Origin of the sequence: Pseudomonas sp. NPDC087817 (genome assembly GCF_044742875.1) — a bacterium.
In the GTDB taxonomy this organism is placed as follows: domain Bacteria; phylum Pseudomonadota; class Gammaproteobacteria; order Pseudomonadales; family Pseudomonadaceae; genus Aquipseudomonas.
In genome coordinates this window covers 96,637-115,971 of record NZ_JBIUVJ010000003.1, presented here as the reverse complement: position 1 = coordinate 115,971, position 19,335 = coordinate 96,637, and the positions used below count along the sequence as shown (strand labels likewise).

The 19,335-nt window shown below is 61.1% G+C and carries 16 protein-coding genes; 12 read left to right on the top strand and 4 right to left on the bottom strand.

Annotation, left to right across the window (positions count from 1 at the left end; all coding sequences use genetic code 11):
* Positions 1–3: 3 nt before the first annotated feature.
* Entirely contained in the window at positions 4–555 is a 552-nt protein-coding gene (locus ACIONG_RS04270; protein ID WP_401296952.1) for an RNA polymerase sigma factor, read from the bottom strand.
* Entirely contained in the window at positions 552–1,217 is a 666-nt protein-coding gene (locus ACIONG_RS04265; protein ID WP_401296950.1) for a secretin and TonB N-terminal domain-containing protein, read from the bottom strand. The genes ACIONG_RS04270 and ACIONG_RS04265 overlap by 4 nt, the downstream gene beginning before the upstream one ends.
* 207 nt (positions 1,218–1,424) lie before the next feature.
* On the opposite strand from ACIONG_RS04265, the gene ACIONG_RS04260 reads away from it, so the two are divergent.
* Positions 1,425–1,739 (top strand): hypothetical protein, encoded by a 315-nt coding sequence (locus tag ACIONG_RS04260; RefSeq protein ID WP_401296948.1) that lies wholly within the window; start codon positions 1,425–1,427, stop codon positions 1,737–1,739.
* 271 nt (positions 1,740–2,010) lie between these two features.
* Here ACIONG_RS04260 and ACIONG_RS04255 read toward each other — a convergent pair whose 3' ends face one another.
* Entirely contained in the window at positions 2,011–2,451 is a 441-nt protein-coding gene (locus ACIONG_RS04255; RefSeq protein WP_401296946.1) for a carboxymuconolactone decarboxylase family protein, read from the bottom strand.
* 309 nt (positions 2,452–2,760) lie between these two features.
* Between ACIONG_RS04255 and ACIONG_RS04250 the strand changes: the two genes are divergently transcribed.
* The 4 genes from ACIONG_RS04250 to ACIONG_RS04235 all read left to right on the top strand — a co-directional run bounded on the left by ACIONG_RS04250 (position 2,761) and on the right by ACIONG_RS04235 (position 6,184).
* A complete protein-coding gene (locus ACIONG_RS04250) occupies positions 2,761–4,194 on the top strand; it encodes a PLP-dependent aminotransferase family protein (RefSeq protein ID WP_401296945.1) in 1,434 nt (477 codons plus the stop codon).
* Positions 4,195–4,317: 123 nt separating this feature from the next.
* Complete coding sequence (locus ACIONG_RS04245) at positions 4,318–4,611, top strand: putative quinol monooxygenase (protein WP_103307409.1); 294 nt, start codon at positions 4,318–4,320, stop codon at positions 4,609–4,611.
* Positions 4,612–4,838: 227 nt separating this feature from the next.
* On the top strand, positions 4,839–5,243 hold the full coding sequence (locus ACIONG_RS04240) for a cupin domain-containing protein (protein ID WP_103307410.1): 405 nt from the start codon (positions 4,839–4,841) through the stop codon (positions 5,241–5,243).
* Between the two features lie 227 nt (positions 5,244–5,470).
* On the top strand, positions 5,471–6,184 hold the full coding sequence (locus ACIONG_RS04235; protein ID WP_401296942.1) for an ATPase: 714 nt from the start codon (positions 5,471–5,473) through the stop codon (positions 6,182–6,184).
* A 174-nt stretch (positions 6,185–6,358) separates the two neighbouring features.
* Here the strand turns inward: ACIONG_RS04235 and ACIONG_RS04230 are convergent, their stop codons facing one another.
* On the bottom strand, positions 6,359–11,254 hold the full coding sequence (locus ACIONG_RS04230) for an NAD-glutamate dehydrogenase (protein ID WP_401296940.1): 4,896 nt from the start codon (positions 11,252–11,254) through the stop codon (positions 6,359–6,361).
* Between the two features lie 504 nt (positions 11,255–11,758).
* Between ACIONG_RS04230 and ACIONG_RS04225 the strand changes: the two genes are divergently transcribed.
* The 7 genes from ACIONG_RS04225 to ACIONG_RS04195 all read left to right on the top strand — a co-directional run bounded on the left by ACIONG_RS04225 (position 11,759) and on the right by ACIONG_RS04195 (position 19,289).
* Positions 11,759–12,112, top strand: coding sequence for a hypothetical protein (locus ACIONG_RS04225; protein WP_103305776.1), 354 nt, complete (start codon positions 11,759–11,761; stop codon positions 12,110–12,112).
* A gap of 334 nt (positions 12,113–12,446) precedes the next feature.
* A complete protein-coding gene (locus tag ACIONG_RS04220; protein ID WP_003218556.1) occupies positions 12,447–13,406 on the top strand; it encodes a MoxR family ATPase in 960 nt (319 codons plus the stop codon).
* A gap of 5 nt (positions 13,407–13,411) precedes the next feature.
* Positions 13,412–14,356, top strand: a complete 945-nt coding sequence (locus ACIONG_RS04215) for a DUF58 domain-containing protein (protein ID WP_103305775.1) — start codon at positions 13,412–13,414, stop codon at positions 14,354–14,356.
* Positions 14,353–14,850 carry a DUF4381 domain-containing protein gene (locus tag ACIONG_RS04210; RefSeq protein WP_401296938.1) on the top strand — a complete coding sequence of 166 codons (498 nt, stop codon included), beginning with the start codon at positions 14,353–14,355 and terminating at the stop codon, positions 14,848–14,850. Before ACIONG_RS04215 ends, ACIONG_RS04210 begins: the two co-directional genes overlap by 4 nt.
* The gene (locus ACIONG_RS04205) at positions 14,843–15,922 is read left to right on the top strand and encodes a VWA domain-containing protein (RefSeq protein WP_315447763.1); all 1,080 of its coding nucleotides are present in this window, start codon (positions 14,843–14,845) and stop codon (positions 15,920–15,922) included. Before ACIONG_RS04210 ends, ACIONG_RS04205 begins: the two co-directional genes overlap by 8 nt.
* Positions 15,919–17,655 (top strand): tetratricopeptide repeat protein, encoded by a 1,737-nt coding sequence (locus ACIONG_RS04200; protein ID WP_401296935.1) that lies wholly within the window; start codon positions 15,919–15,921, stop codon positions 17,653–17,655. Before ACIONG_RS04205 ends, ACIONG_RS04200 begins: the two co-directional genes overlap by 4 nt.
* Positions 17,652–19,289 (top strand): BatD family protein, encoded by a 1,638-nt coding sequence (locus tag ACIONG_RS04195; RefSeq protein WP_401296933.1) that lies wholly within the window; start codon positions 17,652–17,654, stop codon positions 19,287–19,289. Before ACIONG_RS04200 ends, ACIONG_RS04195 begins: the two co-directional genes overlap by 4 nt.
* Positions 19,290–19,335: the final 46 nt, after the last annotated feature.

Genomic DNA, 19,335 nt, shown 5'->3' with positions numbered 1-19,335 from the left:
GCACTATTCAGAAGACGGTTTTCCGGCCCCGCGACCGAACCGCTGAAACACTTTTCTTTCCAGTTTCGCGGCGCAGAAGCCCAATGCGGCTTTGATTTCCTTCTCGACCATGCGCGTGGAAATGCCGAAACGCTGGGAAATTTCCAGGTGCGGCGCCTCTTCCAGACGCGCCGCAATGAAGATCTTGCGACGGCGTGCGGGCAGTTCGTAGAGGGCGCTGAGCAACGACTGGATTTCCTTTTGCCCGCCCACTACCCGCGCCGGGTCCAGCGCTTCGTCACCCATTTGCAGCAGCTCCTCGACTTCCTCGCCAGTGAGCAGCCGCGCATCGGCCTGACGGCGGTCGGCGGCGATGTTCAGGGCCATGCGATAGAGGTAGGCATTGGGTCGCAGGACGTTCGGCGGCGTCTCCATGCGGTCGACCCGCAGGTAGGTTTCGTGCAGCACGTCGTTGGCCAGATCTTCCGAACCGAGACGCCGGCGCAGGCGCACCCGAAAGTCCTCGTAGGACGTCAGGAACAGTTGGACCATCGAACCTTTTCCGGTGTCTTTCATCCCCCGGAAACTCCTTCCCATGTGGTGCATTCCATGCGTTTCCCTGACGACTCCGGTAACAACAGCAACGTGACCGGCTGACGCAAGGCGCTGGGCGTCGGCCGGTCGATCCTGAGATTGCGAAAACTCTCCACCAGCGCGTTGTCGCGCCTTACATCACCGGTCGAAGTGACCAACCGGTTGTGCTGCACCATGCCGTCGCGGCCGACCCACACCTGCAACACCGCGCGATAGCTGCCCGGACGGGTCAGCGGCGAGCGGCACAGGTTGCGCTCGATCGCCGCTTGCACCGCCGTGGCGTAACTGCGGTTGACCGCGACGCTCTCGGGCGTCTGTTTTTGTGGCGGCGCCGGCACGTCTTCGACCTGCGCCACTTGCAAGGTAAATGCATCGTCCCGGGCATACCGCGCCATCAAACCACTGCCGCCGAGCAATCGACGCAGGGCATCGGCTGCGGTGTATTCACCGTCCACCGCGAGCGAGCGACGACCGCGACTCAACTGACTGTCGACCAGCACCGCAACGCCAGTGGCGTGGCTGTACTGATCCAGCGCATGGGCCAGATCCTGTGCCGGAATATGCAGCGTCATGCGCAAGTCCGCCGGCACCGCGTCGGCCATCGCGTGGCCCGCCGCACAGCCAAGCAGCCACCCCAGACACATCCGGCGCACAAGCCTCGTTGAACGCTGAAAACCGTCTCGGGAACTGCCTCGCTGCACGGCTGACGAATCCTTGAAAATCGTCATCCTGAGGGCTGTTTATGAATCTGGTGTGACGGGCGGTGCAAAAAAACCATCACGGGAATTGCGCATGGCTTGCACTAGACTCAAGCCATAGCGCGGCCCTTCCGGGCCGGCCAGGAGGCGAGCATGAAAACACTGTGGCGATTGAGCCTTGGCGGGCTGTTGTTGATGGCGCTGTCGAGCGCTTATGCCGAGCAGCCGTTGGGTTGTGTGGAAGTGACGGTCGGCGGTTACAAGGCGCCGAATTACGACTGCTTGAGCCAGCAGATGGGCAACAACCCGGAAGGCGCTGCGGCGGCGAAAAAGAATCAAGAGGCGCTGAATGTGCCGGTGAATAAACGGCCGCCGAATCAGGTTGGCCTCGCGACCCCGGCCGCGACCAGTACGCGGATGGGCAACACCTTCGGCACCTCGGTTAAACCGCAACGCCCACCGCAATGATTTTGATCTTGATCGTTCCCACGCTCCGCGTGGGCACGCAGCCCGGGACGCTCCGCGTACCATCCAGAGCCGAACGCGGAGCGTCCGTTGAGGCATTACCACGCAGAGCGTGGGAACGATCATGTGGTGTTCAATCGCTTGGGGTTTACCGATCGTTCCCACGCTCCGCGTGGGCACGCAGCCCGGGACGCTCCGCGTCCCATTCAGAGCCGAACGCGGAGCGTCCGTTGAGGCATTACCACGCAGGAGCGTGGGAACGATCATGGGTTGATTAGTCGCTGGGGGTTTGGCGGAAGCTGACGGCCAGACGATTCCAGCTGTTGATGGTAGTCACGGCCATGGTCAGGTCGACCAGTTCCCCTTCGCTGAATTGCTCGCGGGCCTGCTGATAAATATCGTCAGGCACATGACTTTCCGCCAACAACGTCACCGCCTCCGCCCAGGCCAGCGCCGCACGCTCACGCGGGTTGAAGAAGTTGCTATCGCGCCACACCGCAATCGCATACAAACGCCGATCACTCTCCCCGGCCCGTCGTGCATCCACCGAATGCATGTCGGTGCAGAACGCGCAGCCATTGAGCTGTGAAGCACGGATGCGGATCAGTTGCAGCAGTGGCTGTTCGATACTGAGGTTGGCAGTCAGCGCCTCCATGGCAATCATCGCTTTCATCGCCTTGGGCGAAGCGTTGTAGTAATCCAGGCGCGGGGACATGGCGGTTCTCGGTGGACGGAATGATGACTTCACCGTAACCGCCGACAGCGATGCATTACAGCCCCAATTGCACGGAAAACCGCTACACCACTGAACCCGGACACACACTGACCCTGTGGGAGCTGGCTTGCCAGCGATGGCGGTATATCTGCTGACACTAATGCTGGATCCGAAGGCCTCATCGCTGGCAAGCCAGCTCCCACAAGGTACGTGACCAATTCGAGTTTTTTACTCCACGCAACTACTGCCCCGCAAACAAACGGGAGTAATCTGGCCGGCACACTCAATTGCCCGGGGAGCCTCGTCGGTATGGAACTTCACGTCGTGATCAACGGCCGCAAGGATCTCGCCGGTCAGTTGTATCAGCAACTGCGCGGGGCCATCGAGTCCGGGCGTCTGGCCGCTGGCACGCAACTGCCGCCCAGCCGCCTGCTCGCCGAGCAACTGGGCATCTCGCGCAAGACCATTTCCGACACCTACGCACAACTGACCTACGAAAACTTTCTCACCGGAGTGATCGGCAAAGGCACCTACGTCAACGCGCGCCCGGCGCAGGTCCAGCGCAAGCAAAGCCACACCGAGCTGGCCAGTGCCGACGTGATCGAGAGCTGGCGCAATCTGCCGGTGTTTCTGCGCCACCCGACGCTGGAAGGTTCGCTGCGCTATGACTTTATCGGTGGCGCCACCAGCAAAGGCCAGTTTCCGCAGGATGACTGGCGCCGCTGCGTCGCCCATGCGATGCGCCAGATGGGCCAGTCCAAGGGTTTCTACAGTGTCGCCGAGGGCCTGCCGGCGCTGCGCAATGCGATTGCCCGGCACATCGCGTTTTCCCGTGGGATCAACTGTCAGGATGAAGACATCGTCGTGTGCAACGGCGCGCAACAGGCGCTGGACTTGATCACTCGCGTGTTGATCCGCCCCGGCAGTCTGGTCGCCATGGAAGACCCCGGCTATCCGCCGGCACGCCTGTTGTTTGGTACCCATGGCGCCGAGGTGGTCGGTGTGCCGGTGGATGCTGAAGGGATTGTCGTCGAACAGATTCCCGACGGCACGCGGCTGATTTATGTCACGCCGTCGCACCAGTTCCCGCTGGGCATGCCGATGAGTCAGGCACGCCGCGAAGCCTTGCTGGTCCGCGCCCATGAACTGGGCGCAATCATCATCGAGGACGACTATGACAGTGAGTTTCGCTACGAGGGTCGACCCACCGATTCGCTGTTCAATCTCGACCAGCGTGGCATCGTCGCTTACGTCGGCACCTTCTCGAAAACCCTGTTGCCAGAGCTGCGTCTGGGTTACGCAATTCTGCCGCCGGCCATTCTCGAAGCGGTGATCCGTGCTAAGCAACTCACTGATCTGCACGCCTCAACCCTCCCGCAATGGGCGTTGGCGAAGTTCATCGCCGAGGGTTGCCTGCTCAAGCATATCCGCCGCTGTCATGCGATCTACGCGCAGCGCCGCGAGCGGATTCTCGCGCGCATGGCCACCGATCTGGCGCCATGGCTGGAGGCGGTGCCGGCCAGCGCGGGCTTCCACATGGCGGTGTTCTGCAAGGTGCCGATCGACTTGCCGCTGGTAATCGAACTGGCGAAAAAAGTCGAGGTTGGCCTGTATTCAATCAATGGTTTCTATTACCAGCAACCGCCGAAAAACGGTCTGTACTTCGGCTTCGGCGCCATCGAAACCCTCGACATTGATATCGCTCTGGATCGCCTGCGCGACATTCTGCAACAAGTTGCCTGAATGATTGGTCTGGGGTATTAACCGCCGATTGGTTATTGGTGATCGACAGGTGCAGGCCTATTCTGCACAGGCGTTATCCCTCAATGAGCAGGATTCGTCCGGCCTGATTCAGGAGTGTGAGCAATGTCCAACGAAGTGATCAATACGGTCCAGGTGCAGGCTGCCGCCGGCCGCTCGGAGGAACTGGGCAGGCAACTGCAGAAGATCGTCGAAACCCTGCGCGAAACCCCGGGCTGCGATTCCTATCTGGTCGACCGTTGCCCTGAGGACAGTCACCGCTGGACGGTCAGTGCGCGCTGGCAGTCGGAAGCGGCGATGCAGGCGCATTTCAACCGGCCCGAAGCGCAGGGGTTTATTGACCTGATCGATAGCCGGCTGGCCAATAGCGTCGACTTCAACAGCTTTCCCATCGTTTGACTTACGGACGCCATCGCTGGCAAGCCAGGCTCCCACAGGGTTTTGTGTCGTTCATTAATCATACGAACGACGCAAAAACCTGTGGGAGCTGGCTTGCCAGCGATGGCTTATTTGAAAGCACTGAAGATCCACAGATTGGTCACCTGATCTTCCCGAATATTGGCCGTTTGAATGCGCCACCCTGCGGACTACTGTGATTGCACCCCCAACCTCACAGGTAACCCGCCATGAAAGCCCTGCACCTCTTCGCCTCTGCCCTTGCCCTGAGCCTTTGCGCCTCGGCCGCTTTCGCCCACGACCCGTCCGAAAAAGTCACCGTGCTGCAAGACCAGATGCTGAAAAACGCCCCCGGCAAAAAAGCCATGATGATCGAGGTCGACTACAAACCCGGCCAGTCCTCCATCGCCCACAAACACGACGGCACCGCCATGGCCTACGTGCTCGAAGGCGAAGTGATTTCCCAGGTAAAAGGCGAACAGGCGATCACCTACAAGAAGGGCCAGTTCTGGTACGAACCCGCCGGCTCCGAACATCTGGTGTCGAAAAATGCCAGCAAAACCAAACCGGCCAAGTTGCTGGTGTTCATGGTGCTGTCGCCGGATGAGCAAGTGCTGATCCCGCTGAAAAACTGATGGATGTTTAATCAGCCATAAATAAAAAGGCGCAAATCATCGATTTGCGCCTTTTTATTTCCCGGCGCAATTAACCGCCCCGCGTTACAGCAAATAAAACTATTCAACAGCAAACCAGACAGCAAATTGTCAGGTTGCTTCCAGCGTAGCGGGTTTAGTCTCAATTAACGGTCGTCGACGACGACAACTCAAACTTTCCGCTGATGTTGTTTCACGGGAGAAATACCATGAAACTTACGTTTGCCAGCACTTTGGCGATATCGGTTTTAGCCCTTTCCGCCTGCTCGGTGCCTACCGCACCGAAAGCAGTCTCATCCCTCGACACGCTGTTCACGCAACCGGTTGGCCGCAGCAGCGCCGCCCAGGTGAAAAGCGGTCCCGGCGTATCGCTCGGCGTGGTCTACAGCCCAAGCACCCAGACCAACCGCGAATACCTGCGCGACTATCAGGCCAACGCCGGCACCGGTTTCGGCCAGAGCCTGCTGGTGCAACCGATTCACGACGCCTACGTCGCCAGTTCAAAACCCGACATGGCGGTGGATTGGGTCAACGCCTCGCTGCAGCGTCAGTTTGGCTCGGTGACGGTGTACCCGGACATGCAGAGCCTGCGTGCGGCCAGACCGGATGTGGTGGCGATTATCGACACTCATAGCCAGTTGATTACTTCGCGCAGTTCCGATATCAAGGCGGATGTCAGTGCCGATTTTTATGATGCGCGGTTGAACTATATCGGTACGGCGAAAGGTTCGGATGCGCGGGAATTGACGCCGGTGTGGGCGGACTTCAAGCGCTCGGAAGAGATAGTGGCGGATATTAATCAGCAGCAGGATGTGCAAGTTAGGGCGTTGCAGAAGTTTGACCAGTCGCTCAGTAATTTATTGACCAAGGCGACAGATAAAGTGTCGATGCTTGATAGTAAACAGCATAAAAAGTTGTATTGAATGTGAGGGCCTCATCGCTGGCAAGCCAGCTCCCACAGGGCACTTGTGTCGATCACAAAACCATTGTGGGAGCTGGCTTGCCAGCGATGAGGCCAGAACAGCCACCACAAAACCCTCAGACATAAAAAAGCCCCGGCATCTCACGACACCGGGGCTTTTTCATTCAGCCACTACTTACGCCAGTTCAAGCTCGGCATTCGCAGCAACCGCAGGCACTACCGCTTGCCCGCTCAACGCCAGGTCCAGCAGTTCACGGTTGGCCACCGCATACATGGCGTAGTCCGTGCCGCTCGCCGCACGGATTTCCACCAGCATGGCGCGCCAGCGCGAGATCATGCTTTCGTGCTGTTCCATCCACAGCGCCAGGCGTGCTTCCACGTCCTGAGTGCCGTCGCCCTGTTGCAGGACGGAGATGGTGATCGCACGTTGCTGCCAGTCGACGTCATCGCGGAACGCTTCACGGGCCAGGGCTTGCCAGTTGTTTTCAACCGGCAGCGCGCTGATCTGTTGCAGGTACCAGGTGATGTCCAGCGCACTGCCCACAGCGAAGTAGGCCTTGGCCACTTCGGCCGGGTTCTGGCCAGTCACGTCGGAGGCTTCGATGATCGGCAGCAGCGTGTACAGGTGCGAGGTGCCCGCAACCATACGCGCCAGCAGTTCCGGTACGCCGGCTTCGACATACGCCTGATAACGCGCCTGCCAGTTTTCACGGATTTCGCCGCTCAGCAGCTCGTCGAGTTTCAGACCCAGCTCTTTCAGGTGCGGACCGAAATGCGCGACGTCACGGGCAGCGTTCTGCTCGTTGCGGCGAGCACGCAGGAACCAGCGCGTGGCACGGCGGCCTAGACGCATCAGCTCGTCCATCAGTTCCAGCTGTACGTCAGCGCTGACTTGGTAGTCCAGCGCTTCGATCTGACGGAACCAGTGCGGGAGGTGGAAGATGTCGCGCACGATCACATAGGCGCCAGCCACGTTCGCCGGGCTCATGCCGGTCGACTCTTTGAGTCGTTGAACGAAGGTGATGCCCATGTGGTTGACCAGGTCGTTGGCGATCTGGGTGCTGACGATCTCGCGCTTCAGACGGTGACGACGCATGGCTTCGGAGAACTTGCTGACCAGGGTCGGCGGGAACGCCGTTTCCATGTCGCGGGTCAGGTAATCGTCGTCCGGTACCAAGGAGCCCAACAGCTGCTCTTTGAGGTCGATCTTGCTGTAGGAGATCAGTACCGACAGCTCAGGACGGGTCAGGCCGTGGCCTTCAGCGATACGCTCGTTGATCTGCTCTTCGGTCGGCAGGAACTCGATGGCGCGGTCCAGCTTGCCACGGCCTTCCAGATCACCCATCAGACGCTTGTACTCAGCGATGCGCTCGTAGGCACGACGCGCTGCCAGGGACAGGGCCTGAGTCTGCTTGTAGTTGTTGCCCAGCACCAGATTGCCGACTTCGTCGGTCATGCTCGCCAGCAACTGGTTGCGTTGCTTGTCGGTCATGTCACCGGCCTGAACCACTTCGTTCAGCAGGATCTTGATGTTCACTTCGTGGTCGGAGCAGTCCACGCCACCGGCGTTGTCGATGAAGTCGGTGTTGGAGCCGCCGCCATTCAGACCGAATTCCACACGACCCAGTTGGGTCATGCCGAGGTTACCGCCCTCGCCCACGACTTTGCAGCGCAACTCGTTGCCGTTCACGCGCAGTGCATCGTTGGCCTTGTCGCCGACGTCGGCGTGGCTTTCAGTGCTGGCCTTGACGTAAGTACCGATACCGCCGTTCCACAGCAGATCCACCGGTGCCTTGAGCAAGGCATTCAGCAGTTCGGTCGGGGTCAGCTTGTCAGCCTTGATGTCGAAGCGTTCCTGCATCTGCGGGGAGATCGCGATGCTCTTCGCGCTACGCGAGAAGATACCGCCACCCTCGGACATGATGCTGGTGTCGTAATCGGTCCAGGCCGAACGCGGCAGGTCGAACATGCGCTGACGCTCGACGAAGCTGGTCGCCGGGTTCGGGTTCGGGTCGATGAAGATGTGCAGGTGGTTGAAGGCAGCGACCAGTTGCAGCTTGTCGGACATCAACAGGCCGTTACCAAACACGTCACCGGCCATGTCGCCGACGCCCACCACGGTGATGCTGTCTTCCTGGACATTGATGCCGCGCTCGCGGAAGTGACGCTGTACGCCAACCCACGCGCCTTTGGCGGTAATGCCCATTTTCTTGTGGTCGTAACCGGCGGAACCACCGGACGCAAACGCGTCACCCAGCCAGAAGCCATAGTCGATGGCGATGCCGTTGGCGATGTCGGAGAAGGTTGCAGTGCCCTTGTCCGCTGCCACTACGAGGTACGGGTCATCGTCGTCATGACGCACGACGTTTGCCGGCGGCACCAGTGCGCCGTCTTTCAGGTTGTCGGTAATGTCCAACAGACCCGAAATGAAGATGCGGTAGCAGGCGATGCCCTCGGCCGCGATCTCGTCACGGCTGCCGCCCAGTGGCAGGCGACGCGGCAGGAAGCCGCCCTTCGCACCCACCGGCACGATGACCGAGTTCTTCACTTGCTGGGCTTTAACCAGGCCGAGGACTTCGGTACGGAAGTCTTCTTCACGGTCGGACCAGCGCAGACCACCACGAGCGACGTTACCGAAGCGCAGGTGCACGCCTTCAACGCGCGGCGAGTAAACGAAGATTTCGAACTTCGGCACTGGCTTCGGCAGCTCAGGAATCGCGTGCGGGTTGAACTTGAAGCTGAAGTACGACTTGTTCTGGCCGTTGGCGTCAGTCTGGTAGAAGTTGGTCCGCAGGGTGGCTTTGATCAGGTCGAGGTAACGACGCAGGATGCGGTCTTCGTTGAGCACCTGGACGTCGTCCAGTGCGGTCAGAATCGCTTGTTCCAGACGCAGTTGCTTGTCTTCCAGATCGTCGTCGCTGAGTTTGCGCGCCAGATAGAAGCGGGTCTTGAACAACCGGGTCAGTTCGCGAGCGATGTCGGTGTGGTTGTTCAGGGTGCTGGCGATGTAGCCCAGATCGAAGCCCAGACGAATCTGCTTCAGGTAGCGGGCGTAGGCACGCAGCAGCGCCACGTCGCGCCATGGCAGACCGGCGGTCAGCACCAGACGGTTGAACGCATCGTTTTCGGCGTCGCCACGAACGATGTGGACGAACGCGTCCTGCAGGGTGTCGTTGAGTTGCTGGATGTCGAGGTCCAGGCCTTCAGCGGCGGTGAACGCGAAGTCGTGAATCCAGAACTCGCGGCCATTGGTGTGACGCAGACGGTACGGGAACTCGCCCAGCACGCGCAGGCCGAGGTTTTCCAGAATCGGCAAGACGTCGGACAGCGCCAGCGGGGTGTCGGCGTGGTACAGCTTGCAATGCAGCTCGCGTTGGCCGGAGACCTGGCCCAGCGGCTGATAGAAGCTCATCACCAGCGGATTTTTTTCGTTGAGGCTCAGCAGGTGCTGCATGTCGACCACGGCCGAATGCGCTGCAAAGCGCTCGCGGTAACCGGCCGGGAAGCCTTTCGGGAAGTCGGCCAGCACGTTGGTGCCGTGGGCTTCGCCGAAGCTTTCGACGGTCAGTGCAGCATAGTCGTCCTGCCAGCTGCGGCAGGCTTGGACGACTTCTTTTTCCAGCAGCACCGGATCGATGTCGAGACGGTTTTTCGGGTCGACACGCAGGATCAACTGCACGCGCGCCAGAACCGATTCGGAGAAGAACGTCCAGAATTCGCAATCGGAAGCCTTCAGGCGCTCCATCAGCACTTGCTGGATCTTCTGGCGAACTTCGGTGGAATAGATGTCGCGCGGCACGTAGGCCAGGCAGTAGCAGAAACGACCGTACGGGTCTTTGCGCAGGAACACGCGGATCTTGTTGCGTTCCTGGATCTGCACGATCGACATCACGGTGGTGAACAGTTCATCGACCGGGGTCTGGAACAGGTCATCACGCGGCAGCACTTCGAGGACCTGCGCCAGTTCCTTGCCCAGGTGAGCCTTGGACTGGAAGCCGGAGCGGGTTTCGATTTCTTCGACCTTGCGGCGGATGAACGGAATGACCCGCACGCTCTCGCCATACACCGAGGAGGTGTACAGGCCCATGAAACGGTGTTCCTTGATGACTTTGCCGTCAGCGTCGATTTCACGGATCGACACGTAGTCCGGGTACGCCGGACGGTGAACACGGCTCGGGTGCGCAGCTTTGGCAAACGACAGCAGGGTCGGTTCGCGCAGGTAGGCAACGGCGTAGTCTTCGATGCGCAGGTCTTCGTAGGTCAGGCCGGTGCGCAGCAGTTTGGTCAGGCCGAGGAAGGAGTTCTGGTCGTACTCGATGTGGCCGCCATCAGCCTGATCGGTGACCACGAATTCTTCGTAGCCGAGGAAGGTGAAGTGGTTGCCCACCAGCCATTCCAGGAAGCTTTTGACTTCGTTCTTTTCATCGGCATCGATGGGGAACGAGCTGTTATCGAGCTTGGTGAGGATTTCCTGCACCTTGGCTTTCATCGGCTCGAAATCGGCGACCGCGACGCGGACTTCACCGAGAACCTGTTCCAGCTCTTTGCTCAGCACATTCAGTTCGGCCGCGTTGGCGCAGCGGTCGATTTCCAGGTACATCAGCGATTCGTGCAGAACGCCTTCGCCGGTGCTGCCTTTTGGCAGAATTTCCAGCAGTTCGCCCTTGCTGCCACGACGTACGCTGAGCACGGTGGTTTGCAGGGTGTGGATGCTGTAGCCGCGGCGGTTCAGCTCGGTGCGGACCGAGTCGACCAGAAATGGCAGGTCGTGGTGCAGGACTTCGACCGCGGTGTGGGTCGACTGCCAGCCATGACGCTCGTAATCAGGGTTGTAGACGCGCACTTGCGGTTGCGCGTGATCGAAGCGCTCAAGCAGGCGCCACGCAGAAAGAGTACAGCCAGCGAGGTCGGAGAGGCGACGTTGAGTCAGCTCGTCCAGGCACATGATGCCCACCATTTCTGCAGCGGACAGCGCCACTTGAGGCAGCGCCTGTTCACTGATGTGCTGCGCCAGTGCCGCTTGCAGTTGGTGCTGGAAGTCGGCTTTGCTGGCTGCGGTGAAGAACGCCATCTGTGGTACTCCGCTTAAGCTTGTTATTGATGGAAAGCGTCGCGTGCAACACCCCTTTCGGGGTTCAAGTCACCCTGCTCCTGATTCTCGGGCAGAGGAAACAGGGGGACAGGTGGGTGAAGCTGGACGGGACACTCAGGTCACATTCACCTTCCATTGAATGAGCATCTGCAAAAACGACTGTCGGGGCTGCCGACAATGCCTTTACGGGTGCTCATCCGTTGCGCAGCTTAATGGGTGCGACAATGTGTCTGCTTGCGGTGCTGCGACATATTCGGTCATTGGCACGTAAACCAAGGCTTTGGCACCGGTAAACACTAGCAGCCATGGTGGAAAATGCTGGTCTGAATGCCCGTATTTACGGTACATGCGTGCCAGAAATGACCATTGACCTGTGTCGCGTACACGACACATCCTCTGACACTCTCACATGCAGAAATTCCCGAGGGCTGGCAGAATCGCGCCCAATTGCGACCAACACGCCCTACGAGGCAGGAATTCCCCATGCAAATGACCACCGCCCTACTGATCGTCAACCCGTGCGATGACGAAGAAGACAACATGGCCATGCTCTGCTGCCACAGCGACAAGGGCGACATGTTTCTGATGAGCCGTTATCCGGATGAGGATGAGCTGGAGATTACGCTGGATGGCGAGCCTTCGACGCTGGATGGGGTGAAAGTCACCCTGACCTCGAATCTGTTGAAGATCGAAATCGCTGCAGCGGATGCCGATGCGTTGAACGGGGATGATGTGCTGGAGATCAGCTTTAACCCGGACATGGTGGATCTGGATGAGGTTGTCGAGACCTTGACGAACATCCTTGATGGGACTGGCACGTTCATTAACGAGATTTGATGTTGCCTGGGCTGGCCCCATCGCTGGCAAGCCAGCTCCCACAGTGATCGATGTGTTGCACAAATCGCATACACACCACCGGTAACTGTGGGGGCTGTGTCGCACAAATCGCATGCACAACCCTGAACCTGTGGGAGCTGGCTTGCCAGCGATGAGGCCAGAACAGTCACCCCAACACTCCGCTGCTACAAAAATCCAACAAATCCCCCAGTCATTTCCCGCACTTTGCGCAAAATGCCGTTAGTCGCCACCCCCCGCGATGGATTAAAGTAACGCCCCCAGCCCCGGCGTTATCCGAACGCCCGTGGCCACCCCTTTCCAGGAACAGTCATCGATGGAACATCGTGAAGCGCTGCTGGCGCTGCGAACCTTTCTTTCAACGCAGATTCTCGGCCAGGAAAAACTCATCGAGCGGTTGCTCATCGCCCTGCTCGCCGACGGCCACATGCTGGTCGAGGGCGCGCCAGGGCTGGCCAAGACCAAAGCGATCAAAGAACTCGCCGAGGGCATCGAAGCCCAGTTCCATCGCATCCAGTTCACCCCTGACCTGCTGCCCGCCGACATCACCGGCACCGAGATCTATCGCCCGGAAACCGGCAGCTTTGTGTTCCAGCAAGGGCCGATCTTCCACAACCTGGTGCTGGCGGACGAAATCAACCGCGCCCCGGCCAAGGTGCAATCGGCGCTGCTCGAAGCCATGGCCGAACGTCAGGTGAGTGTCGGCCGCAGCACGTACGAACTGTCGCCGCTGTTTCTGGTGATGGCCACGCAGAACCCGATCGAGCAGGAAGGCACTTACCCGCTGCCGGAAGCCCAGCTCGACCGTTTCCTCATGCACGTAAAAATCGGCTTCCCTGACGCCGCCGTCGAACGCCGCATCCTCCAGCAGGCGCGTGGCGAAGCGCTGAACGGCGAGACCAAGCCCGAGCGTCGTGTCAGCCAGCAGGCGATCTTCGCCGCGCGCAAGGAAATCCTCGGTTTGTACATGGCCGACGCCGTGGAGGAATACCTGGTGCAACTGGTCATGGCCACGCGCACCCCGGCCAAGTTCGATCCGGAAATGGCCGAGTGGATCGCCTATGGCGCCAGCCCGCGCGGCTCGATCGCCCTCGACCGCTGCGCCCGCGCCCACGCCTGGCTGGCCGGTCGCGACTTCGTCAGCCCGGAAGACATCCAAGCGGTGCTGTTCGACGTGTTGCGTCACCGCATCATTCTGTCGTTTGAAGCCGAAGCCGCCGGCATCGATCAGGATCGGGTGGTGCAGCGGATTCTCGACGTCGTAGCCGTCGCTTGACCCCCATGAACGCCCCTCTGCCGTCCGAACCGGGCATCCGCGTCAGCCTCGCCGAGCTAATCGAGATGCGTCACCGGGTGCGCGAAGTGCAGCTGTTTTCCACGCCGAGCCAGCGCAGCCCGCTGATCGGCCTGCATCACTCGAAATTCCGTGGTCGCGGCGTCGACTTCGATCAGGTGCGGGTCTATCAGGCCGGCGACGACGTGCGCACCATCGACTGGCGGGTGACGGCACGCACGCAAGAACCGCACACCAAGCTGTTCCATGAGGAACGCGAGCGGCCGATTTTCATCATGGTCGAGCAAAGCACGCGGCTGTTTTTCGGCTCCGGGCTGATGTTCAAATCGGTGCTGGCGGCGCAAGCGGCGGCGTTGATCGGCTGGGCCGCGCTCGGCCATAACGATCGCGTTGGCGGGCTGGTGTTCGGCGACAACGAGCACTACGAAATCAAGCCACGGCGCAGCAAACAAAGCCTGCTGCAATTGCTCAACCGCTTGGTGAAGGTCAATCAGTCGCTGCACAGCGAGCGTGAGCCGGATCGCGATGCGTTTGGCGTCGCCCTGCGCCGTGCCCGTGAGGTGCTGCGCCCGGGCAGTCTGGTGATCGTGATTTGTGATGAGCGTGCGCTGTCCGACAGCGCCGAGCAGCAACTGAGCCTGCTGTCGCGTCACTGCGACCTGCTGATGCTGCCGTTGTCCGATCCGCTCGATCACGCCCTGCCCGCTGCCGGGCTTTTAAGATTCGCCGAACGCGGCGCGCAACTGGAACTCGACACCCTCAACTTCGACCTGCGCCAGACCTATCGCGCTCAGGCCGAAGCGCGAATCGCCCGTTGGGAATTGCTCGCGCAGAAGTTGCGGGTGCTGCTGATGCCGCTGAGCACGCAGAGTGAAATGGTCGAGCAGATGCGCGAGTTCCTCAATCCGCAGCGCCCGGGGAAAGGTCGATGAACGGCCTCGAACAACTGCAACCGCTTATCTCGCCGCCACCGATTGCCTTCTGGCCACCGGCGCCGGGCTGGTGGCTGCTGCTTCTGTTGCTGCCGCTGCTCGGTTTCGCCGTGTGGCGCCTGCGGCGTTTCATTCCGATGAAGAAACGCCCGATCGTCCGCGCCGAACAACCACTCGACCCGGTGCGCGTCGCCGCCCTCGCAGAACTGGCGCAGATGCCCAAACCTTACGACGGCGCCCCGGCCGGGGCCTGGCTGCAACAGCTCAACGGCCTGCTCAAGCGCTTGTGCCGCAACCACTATCCCTACAGCCAGAGCCACACCCTCAATGGCCGTAAATGGCTGGCGTTCCTCGACAACCGCTGCCCGGCGGCTGGCCTGACACGCTGGATGGTGCTGGTCGAAGGCGCGTACAAACCGGAATGCAAACTCGACGACAAAGCCATCGCCGGCCTGACCCAAGCCGTCGACACGTGGATTCGCAAACATGTTTGAGTTCGCCTGGCCGTGGATTTTCGCGCTGTTGCCGCTGCCGTGGTTGATGCGCCTTATATTGCCGGTGGCCGACAGCGGCGAGCCGGCGCTGAAAGTCAGTTTCCTCGCCGACCTCGAAGGCCTCGCCCGCCGTCGCGCCCGCGCCAATCTGCCGGCGTGGCGCCAACAGGCACCGTTCATGCTGTTGTGGCTGTTGCTGCTGACCGCCGCTGCCCGTCCGCAATGGCTCGGTGAGCCGCTGCCGATTGCGGCCAGTGGGCGTGATCTGTTGGTTGCCGTCGACGTGTCCGGTTCGATGGACTTCCCCGACATGCAATGGCAGGACGAAGACGTCAGCCGACTGAATCTTGTGCAGCACTTGCTCGGCGATTTCCTCGAAAGCCGTGACGGCGACCGCGTCGGCTTGATCCTGTTCGGCAGTCAGGCCTATCTGCAGGCGCCGCTGACCTTCGACCGCCACACCGTGCGCGTCTGGCTCGACGAAGCGCGCATCGGCATTGCCGGCAAGAACACCGCCATTGGCGATGCCATCGGTCTGGCCCTGAAACGCCTGCGCATGCGCCCGGCGCAAAGTCGCGTGCTGATTCTGGTCACCGACGGCGCCAACAATGGCGGTGAAATCGATCCACTGACCGCGGCAAAACTGGCGGCGAGTGAAGGCGTGAAGATCTACCCGATCGGCATTGGCGCCAACCCGGAAGAAAGTGGTTCCACAGCGCTGCTCGGGGTCAACCCGAGCCTTGATCTCGACGAGCCGGCGCTCAAAGCCATCGCCGAAGTAACCGGCGGCCAGTATTTCCGCGCCCACGACGGCAAAGAGCTGCAAGCGATCAAGGACACCCTCGACCAGCTCGAACCGGTCACCCAGCAACCGACCCAGGCCCGGCCGGCGCAAGCCTTGTATCACTGGCCGCTGGCGTTGGCCTTGTGGTTGAGCCTGCTGCTGGTCGCGCGCGAATTGTGGCCGGATAACCCGCTGCAACGCCTGTTCACCAAGGAGCTGTATCTGCAAAGTCCGTTGCCTGACTGGCGCGAGCGCCTCAAGCGCCTGCGTCTGCGGAGGCGTCGATGATCGCCCTCTGGCCGCACTGGTTCCGTCCCTGGTGGCTGCTGCTGTTGCCGCTGCTCGGCTGGCTGCTCTGGCAACTCTGGCATCGGCAGAAACGCGCAGGGCGCTGGCAGATGATTCTGCCGCCGGCGTTCCATGCCACGCTGCTCAGCGGCGGTAACGGCCGCGACAGCAAACTGCCGTGGGTCGCCCTGGGTGTGGCGTGGCTACTGACGATTCTGGCGCTGCTCGGGCCGAGCTGGGAACGCGTCGAACAGACCAGCCAGAAACCTGCCGACCCGTTGGTGGTGGTGCTGGAACTGACCCCGGAAATGCTCGCCACCGATTCGCCGCCGACGCGACTGGAACAGGCGCGGCGCAAGCTGTTCGATCTGTTGCAGGCGCGCAGCGATGCGCAGACCGCCATCGTCGTCTACGCCGGAAGCGCGCACACGCTGGTACCGCTGTCGGATGACCTCGCGACCAGTCGTAATCTGCTCGATGCGCTCAAGCCGTCGCTGATGCCGGAAAGCGGCCATCGCGCCGATCTGGCCGTTGGCAAAGCGCTGGCGCTGCTGAAACAGGGCGCGCTCGGTCAGGGGCGGATTCTGCTGATCGGCTCATCGCTGAGCGAAGAGGAACGCCAAGGCATTCGTCGCGCACTCAGCGGACAATCGGCGCAATTGTTGATGCTCGGCATCGGCACCGCTGAAGGTGCACCGATCGCTCAAGAGGACGGCAGTTTCCTCAAGGACGAACAAGGCGCGATTCGCGTGCCGCAACTCGACAGTCCAGGCCTGAGCGCATTCCTCAATAGCGTCGGCGGCGAATACCACCCTGCCCGTCTGGACGAAGGCGATCTAGCTGCCCTCGGCCTGCTCGACGGCCCGCGCAGCCTGCGCGACGACGGCCAGACCGTACGCCTGGATACCTGGGCCGATCAGGGTTACTGGCTGCTGTTGCCGCTGTTGTTATTGGCCGCGTGTGCCGGACGGCGCGGCTGGCTGTTCTGTTTGCCGTTGCTGTTGTGCCTGCCGCAACCGAGCTACGCTTTCGATTTCGAAGACCTCTGGCTGCGCCCCGACCAGCAAGGCCTGCATCTGCTCAAACAGAAACGCCCGGCCGAAGCGGCGCAACATTTTGACGATCACCAGTGGCAAGGGGTGGCGTTGTACGAGGCCGGCGACTACAGTGGCGCCGCCCAGCGTTTCGCCGAAGGCAGCGATGCCCGCGCTCACTACAATCGTGGTAACGCGCTGGCGAAAAGCGGCGAGCTGGACGCAGCGATCGACGCCTATGAACAGGCGTTGGAACTGCAACCGGACTTGCGCCCGGCACAGACCAACAAGGCCCTGGTGGAAAACCTGCTGAAGCAGAAAAACACCCCGCCGCCCGCCGAGCCGGAAAACAAGCCCAGCGAGCAAAACCTGCCCGGCGATGAACCGCCGCCAGCGACTGCACCGCCGCCGGCAGTGAAAAGTGAAACACAAAGCGAGGCGCAGCCCGCCGAGTCGGCCAGCGAACCGCCGCCAACCACACCTCCGCAGCCAGGCCCCGACGAACTACCGGGCAGCGTTGAGGAAGAACAAACCGACACCGTGCCGACCCTGCGCCCGAGCGAGGACAACCTCGAAGGCGAGCAACGCCAGGCACTGGAACAATGGCTGGGCAAGATCCCGGACGATCCGGGCGAATTGCTGCGACGCAAATTCTGGTACGAACAGCAACAACATCAGGATCAGGAAAACACTCGATGAACCGTTTCACCGCGCTCTTGCTGCCCCTGCTGCTCTGCACGGCCACCGCCAATGCGGCCGAGCTGACCGCCAGTGTGGATCGCAGCCGCCTGAATTCCGGCGAGACGGTCGAACTCACTCTCGAAACCAGCGACGTCACCCAGTTCGGCAAACCCGACCTGGCCCCGCTGGAAGCGTTGTTCGAAGTGCGCGGCACGCGGCAAGTCAACCAACTCAACACCCTCAATGGCGACAACCGCGCGACCACGCGCTGGATCATCACACTGTTGCCGAAAAAGAACGGCAGCGTGGTCATTCCGCCGTTGCAAGTGGGTGACGTGCAGAGCCAGCCGATCACCGTGCAAGTGGTCAAAAGTGACACCCGTGACGAGAAGAACAACCTTGATCCGGTGTTCATCGAGGCCAGCCTCGACCAGTCCAGTGTTTACGTACAGGCCCAGGCGATTCTGACCCTGCGCATCTACCATTCGGTCTCGTTGTATGACGACAGCAGCCTGACCCCGCTGCAAATTGCCGATGCGCGGGTTGAGCAGTTGGGCGACACCCGCACATACGAAAAAGACATCAACGGTGTGCGCCATGGCGTGATCGAGATGCGCTATGCGATCTATCCGCAGCACAGCGGTTTGCTGACCATCGTGCCGCAGACGTTCAGCGCGACGCTGGTCGACACGCAGCCGGCCCAGGACGCCAGCGCACAAGGGCCAAAGGCCGGCAAATTGATGCGCGTCAGTTCCGCCGAAATCCCCCTGACCGTCAAGCCCAAGCCGCTGACCTACCCCGCCGATGCGCCGTGGCTACCGGCGCGCAGCCTGAGCCTGAGCGAGAGCTGGAACCCGGAGCCGGAGCACATCCAGGTCGGCGACTCCCTGACCCGCAGCCTGACGCTGAAAGTCGAAGGCTTGGCCAGCTCGCAACTGCCAGCGCTGCCCGCCACCGAAGTCAACGGCCTGCGCCGCTATCCGGATCAACCGGTGCTGAGCAACCAGAGCAGCGACCGGGGCCTGATCGGCAGCCGTGAAGAACGCGAAGCGCTGGTGCCGAGCCGCAGTGGCTCGATTGATTTACCGACGGTCGATGTGGTGTGGTGGAACACCTTCGAAGACCATCTGGAACACACCAGCCTGCCAGCGCGCACCCTGCAAGTGGCGAACAACCCGAGCCTGCAAGTCGACACCCCGGCCGGCAATCTGCAACCGAGCGTCGTCGATAACGACGTGCTGTGGTGGTGGAAACTCAGCACCCTGATTCTGGCCTGCACCACCCTGCTCGGCTTCGGCCTGTGGTGGCGCGCGCGCTGGCAACCGGCGATCCATCGCGCCGCGCAAACCGGGCCGAGCCCGCGCACCTTGATGGACGACATCAAGCGTGCGAGCCAGGCGAATGACCCGCAGGCGACACGGCAGGCACTGGATGCGTGGGCGCGGCAGCAGCCGGAGACATTGGCGGACATGGCGGCGCGGTTTGTGCCGTTGTCGGATGCGCTGGATGGGCTCAATGGTGCGCTATACAGCGAGACCGGCCAGCATTGGCAGGGTGAGGATTTGTGGCGGGCGATTCGTACTATTCCGGCGGCTGAGCGGGTGCAGGATCCGGTGGGTGACAGCGGGTTGCCGCCGCTTTATCCGAAGTAAAAAGCAAAAGATCGCAGCCTGCGGCAGCTCCTACACATATTTCTGT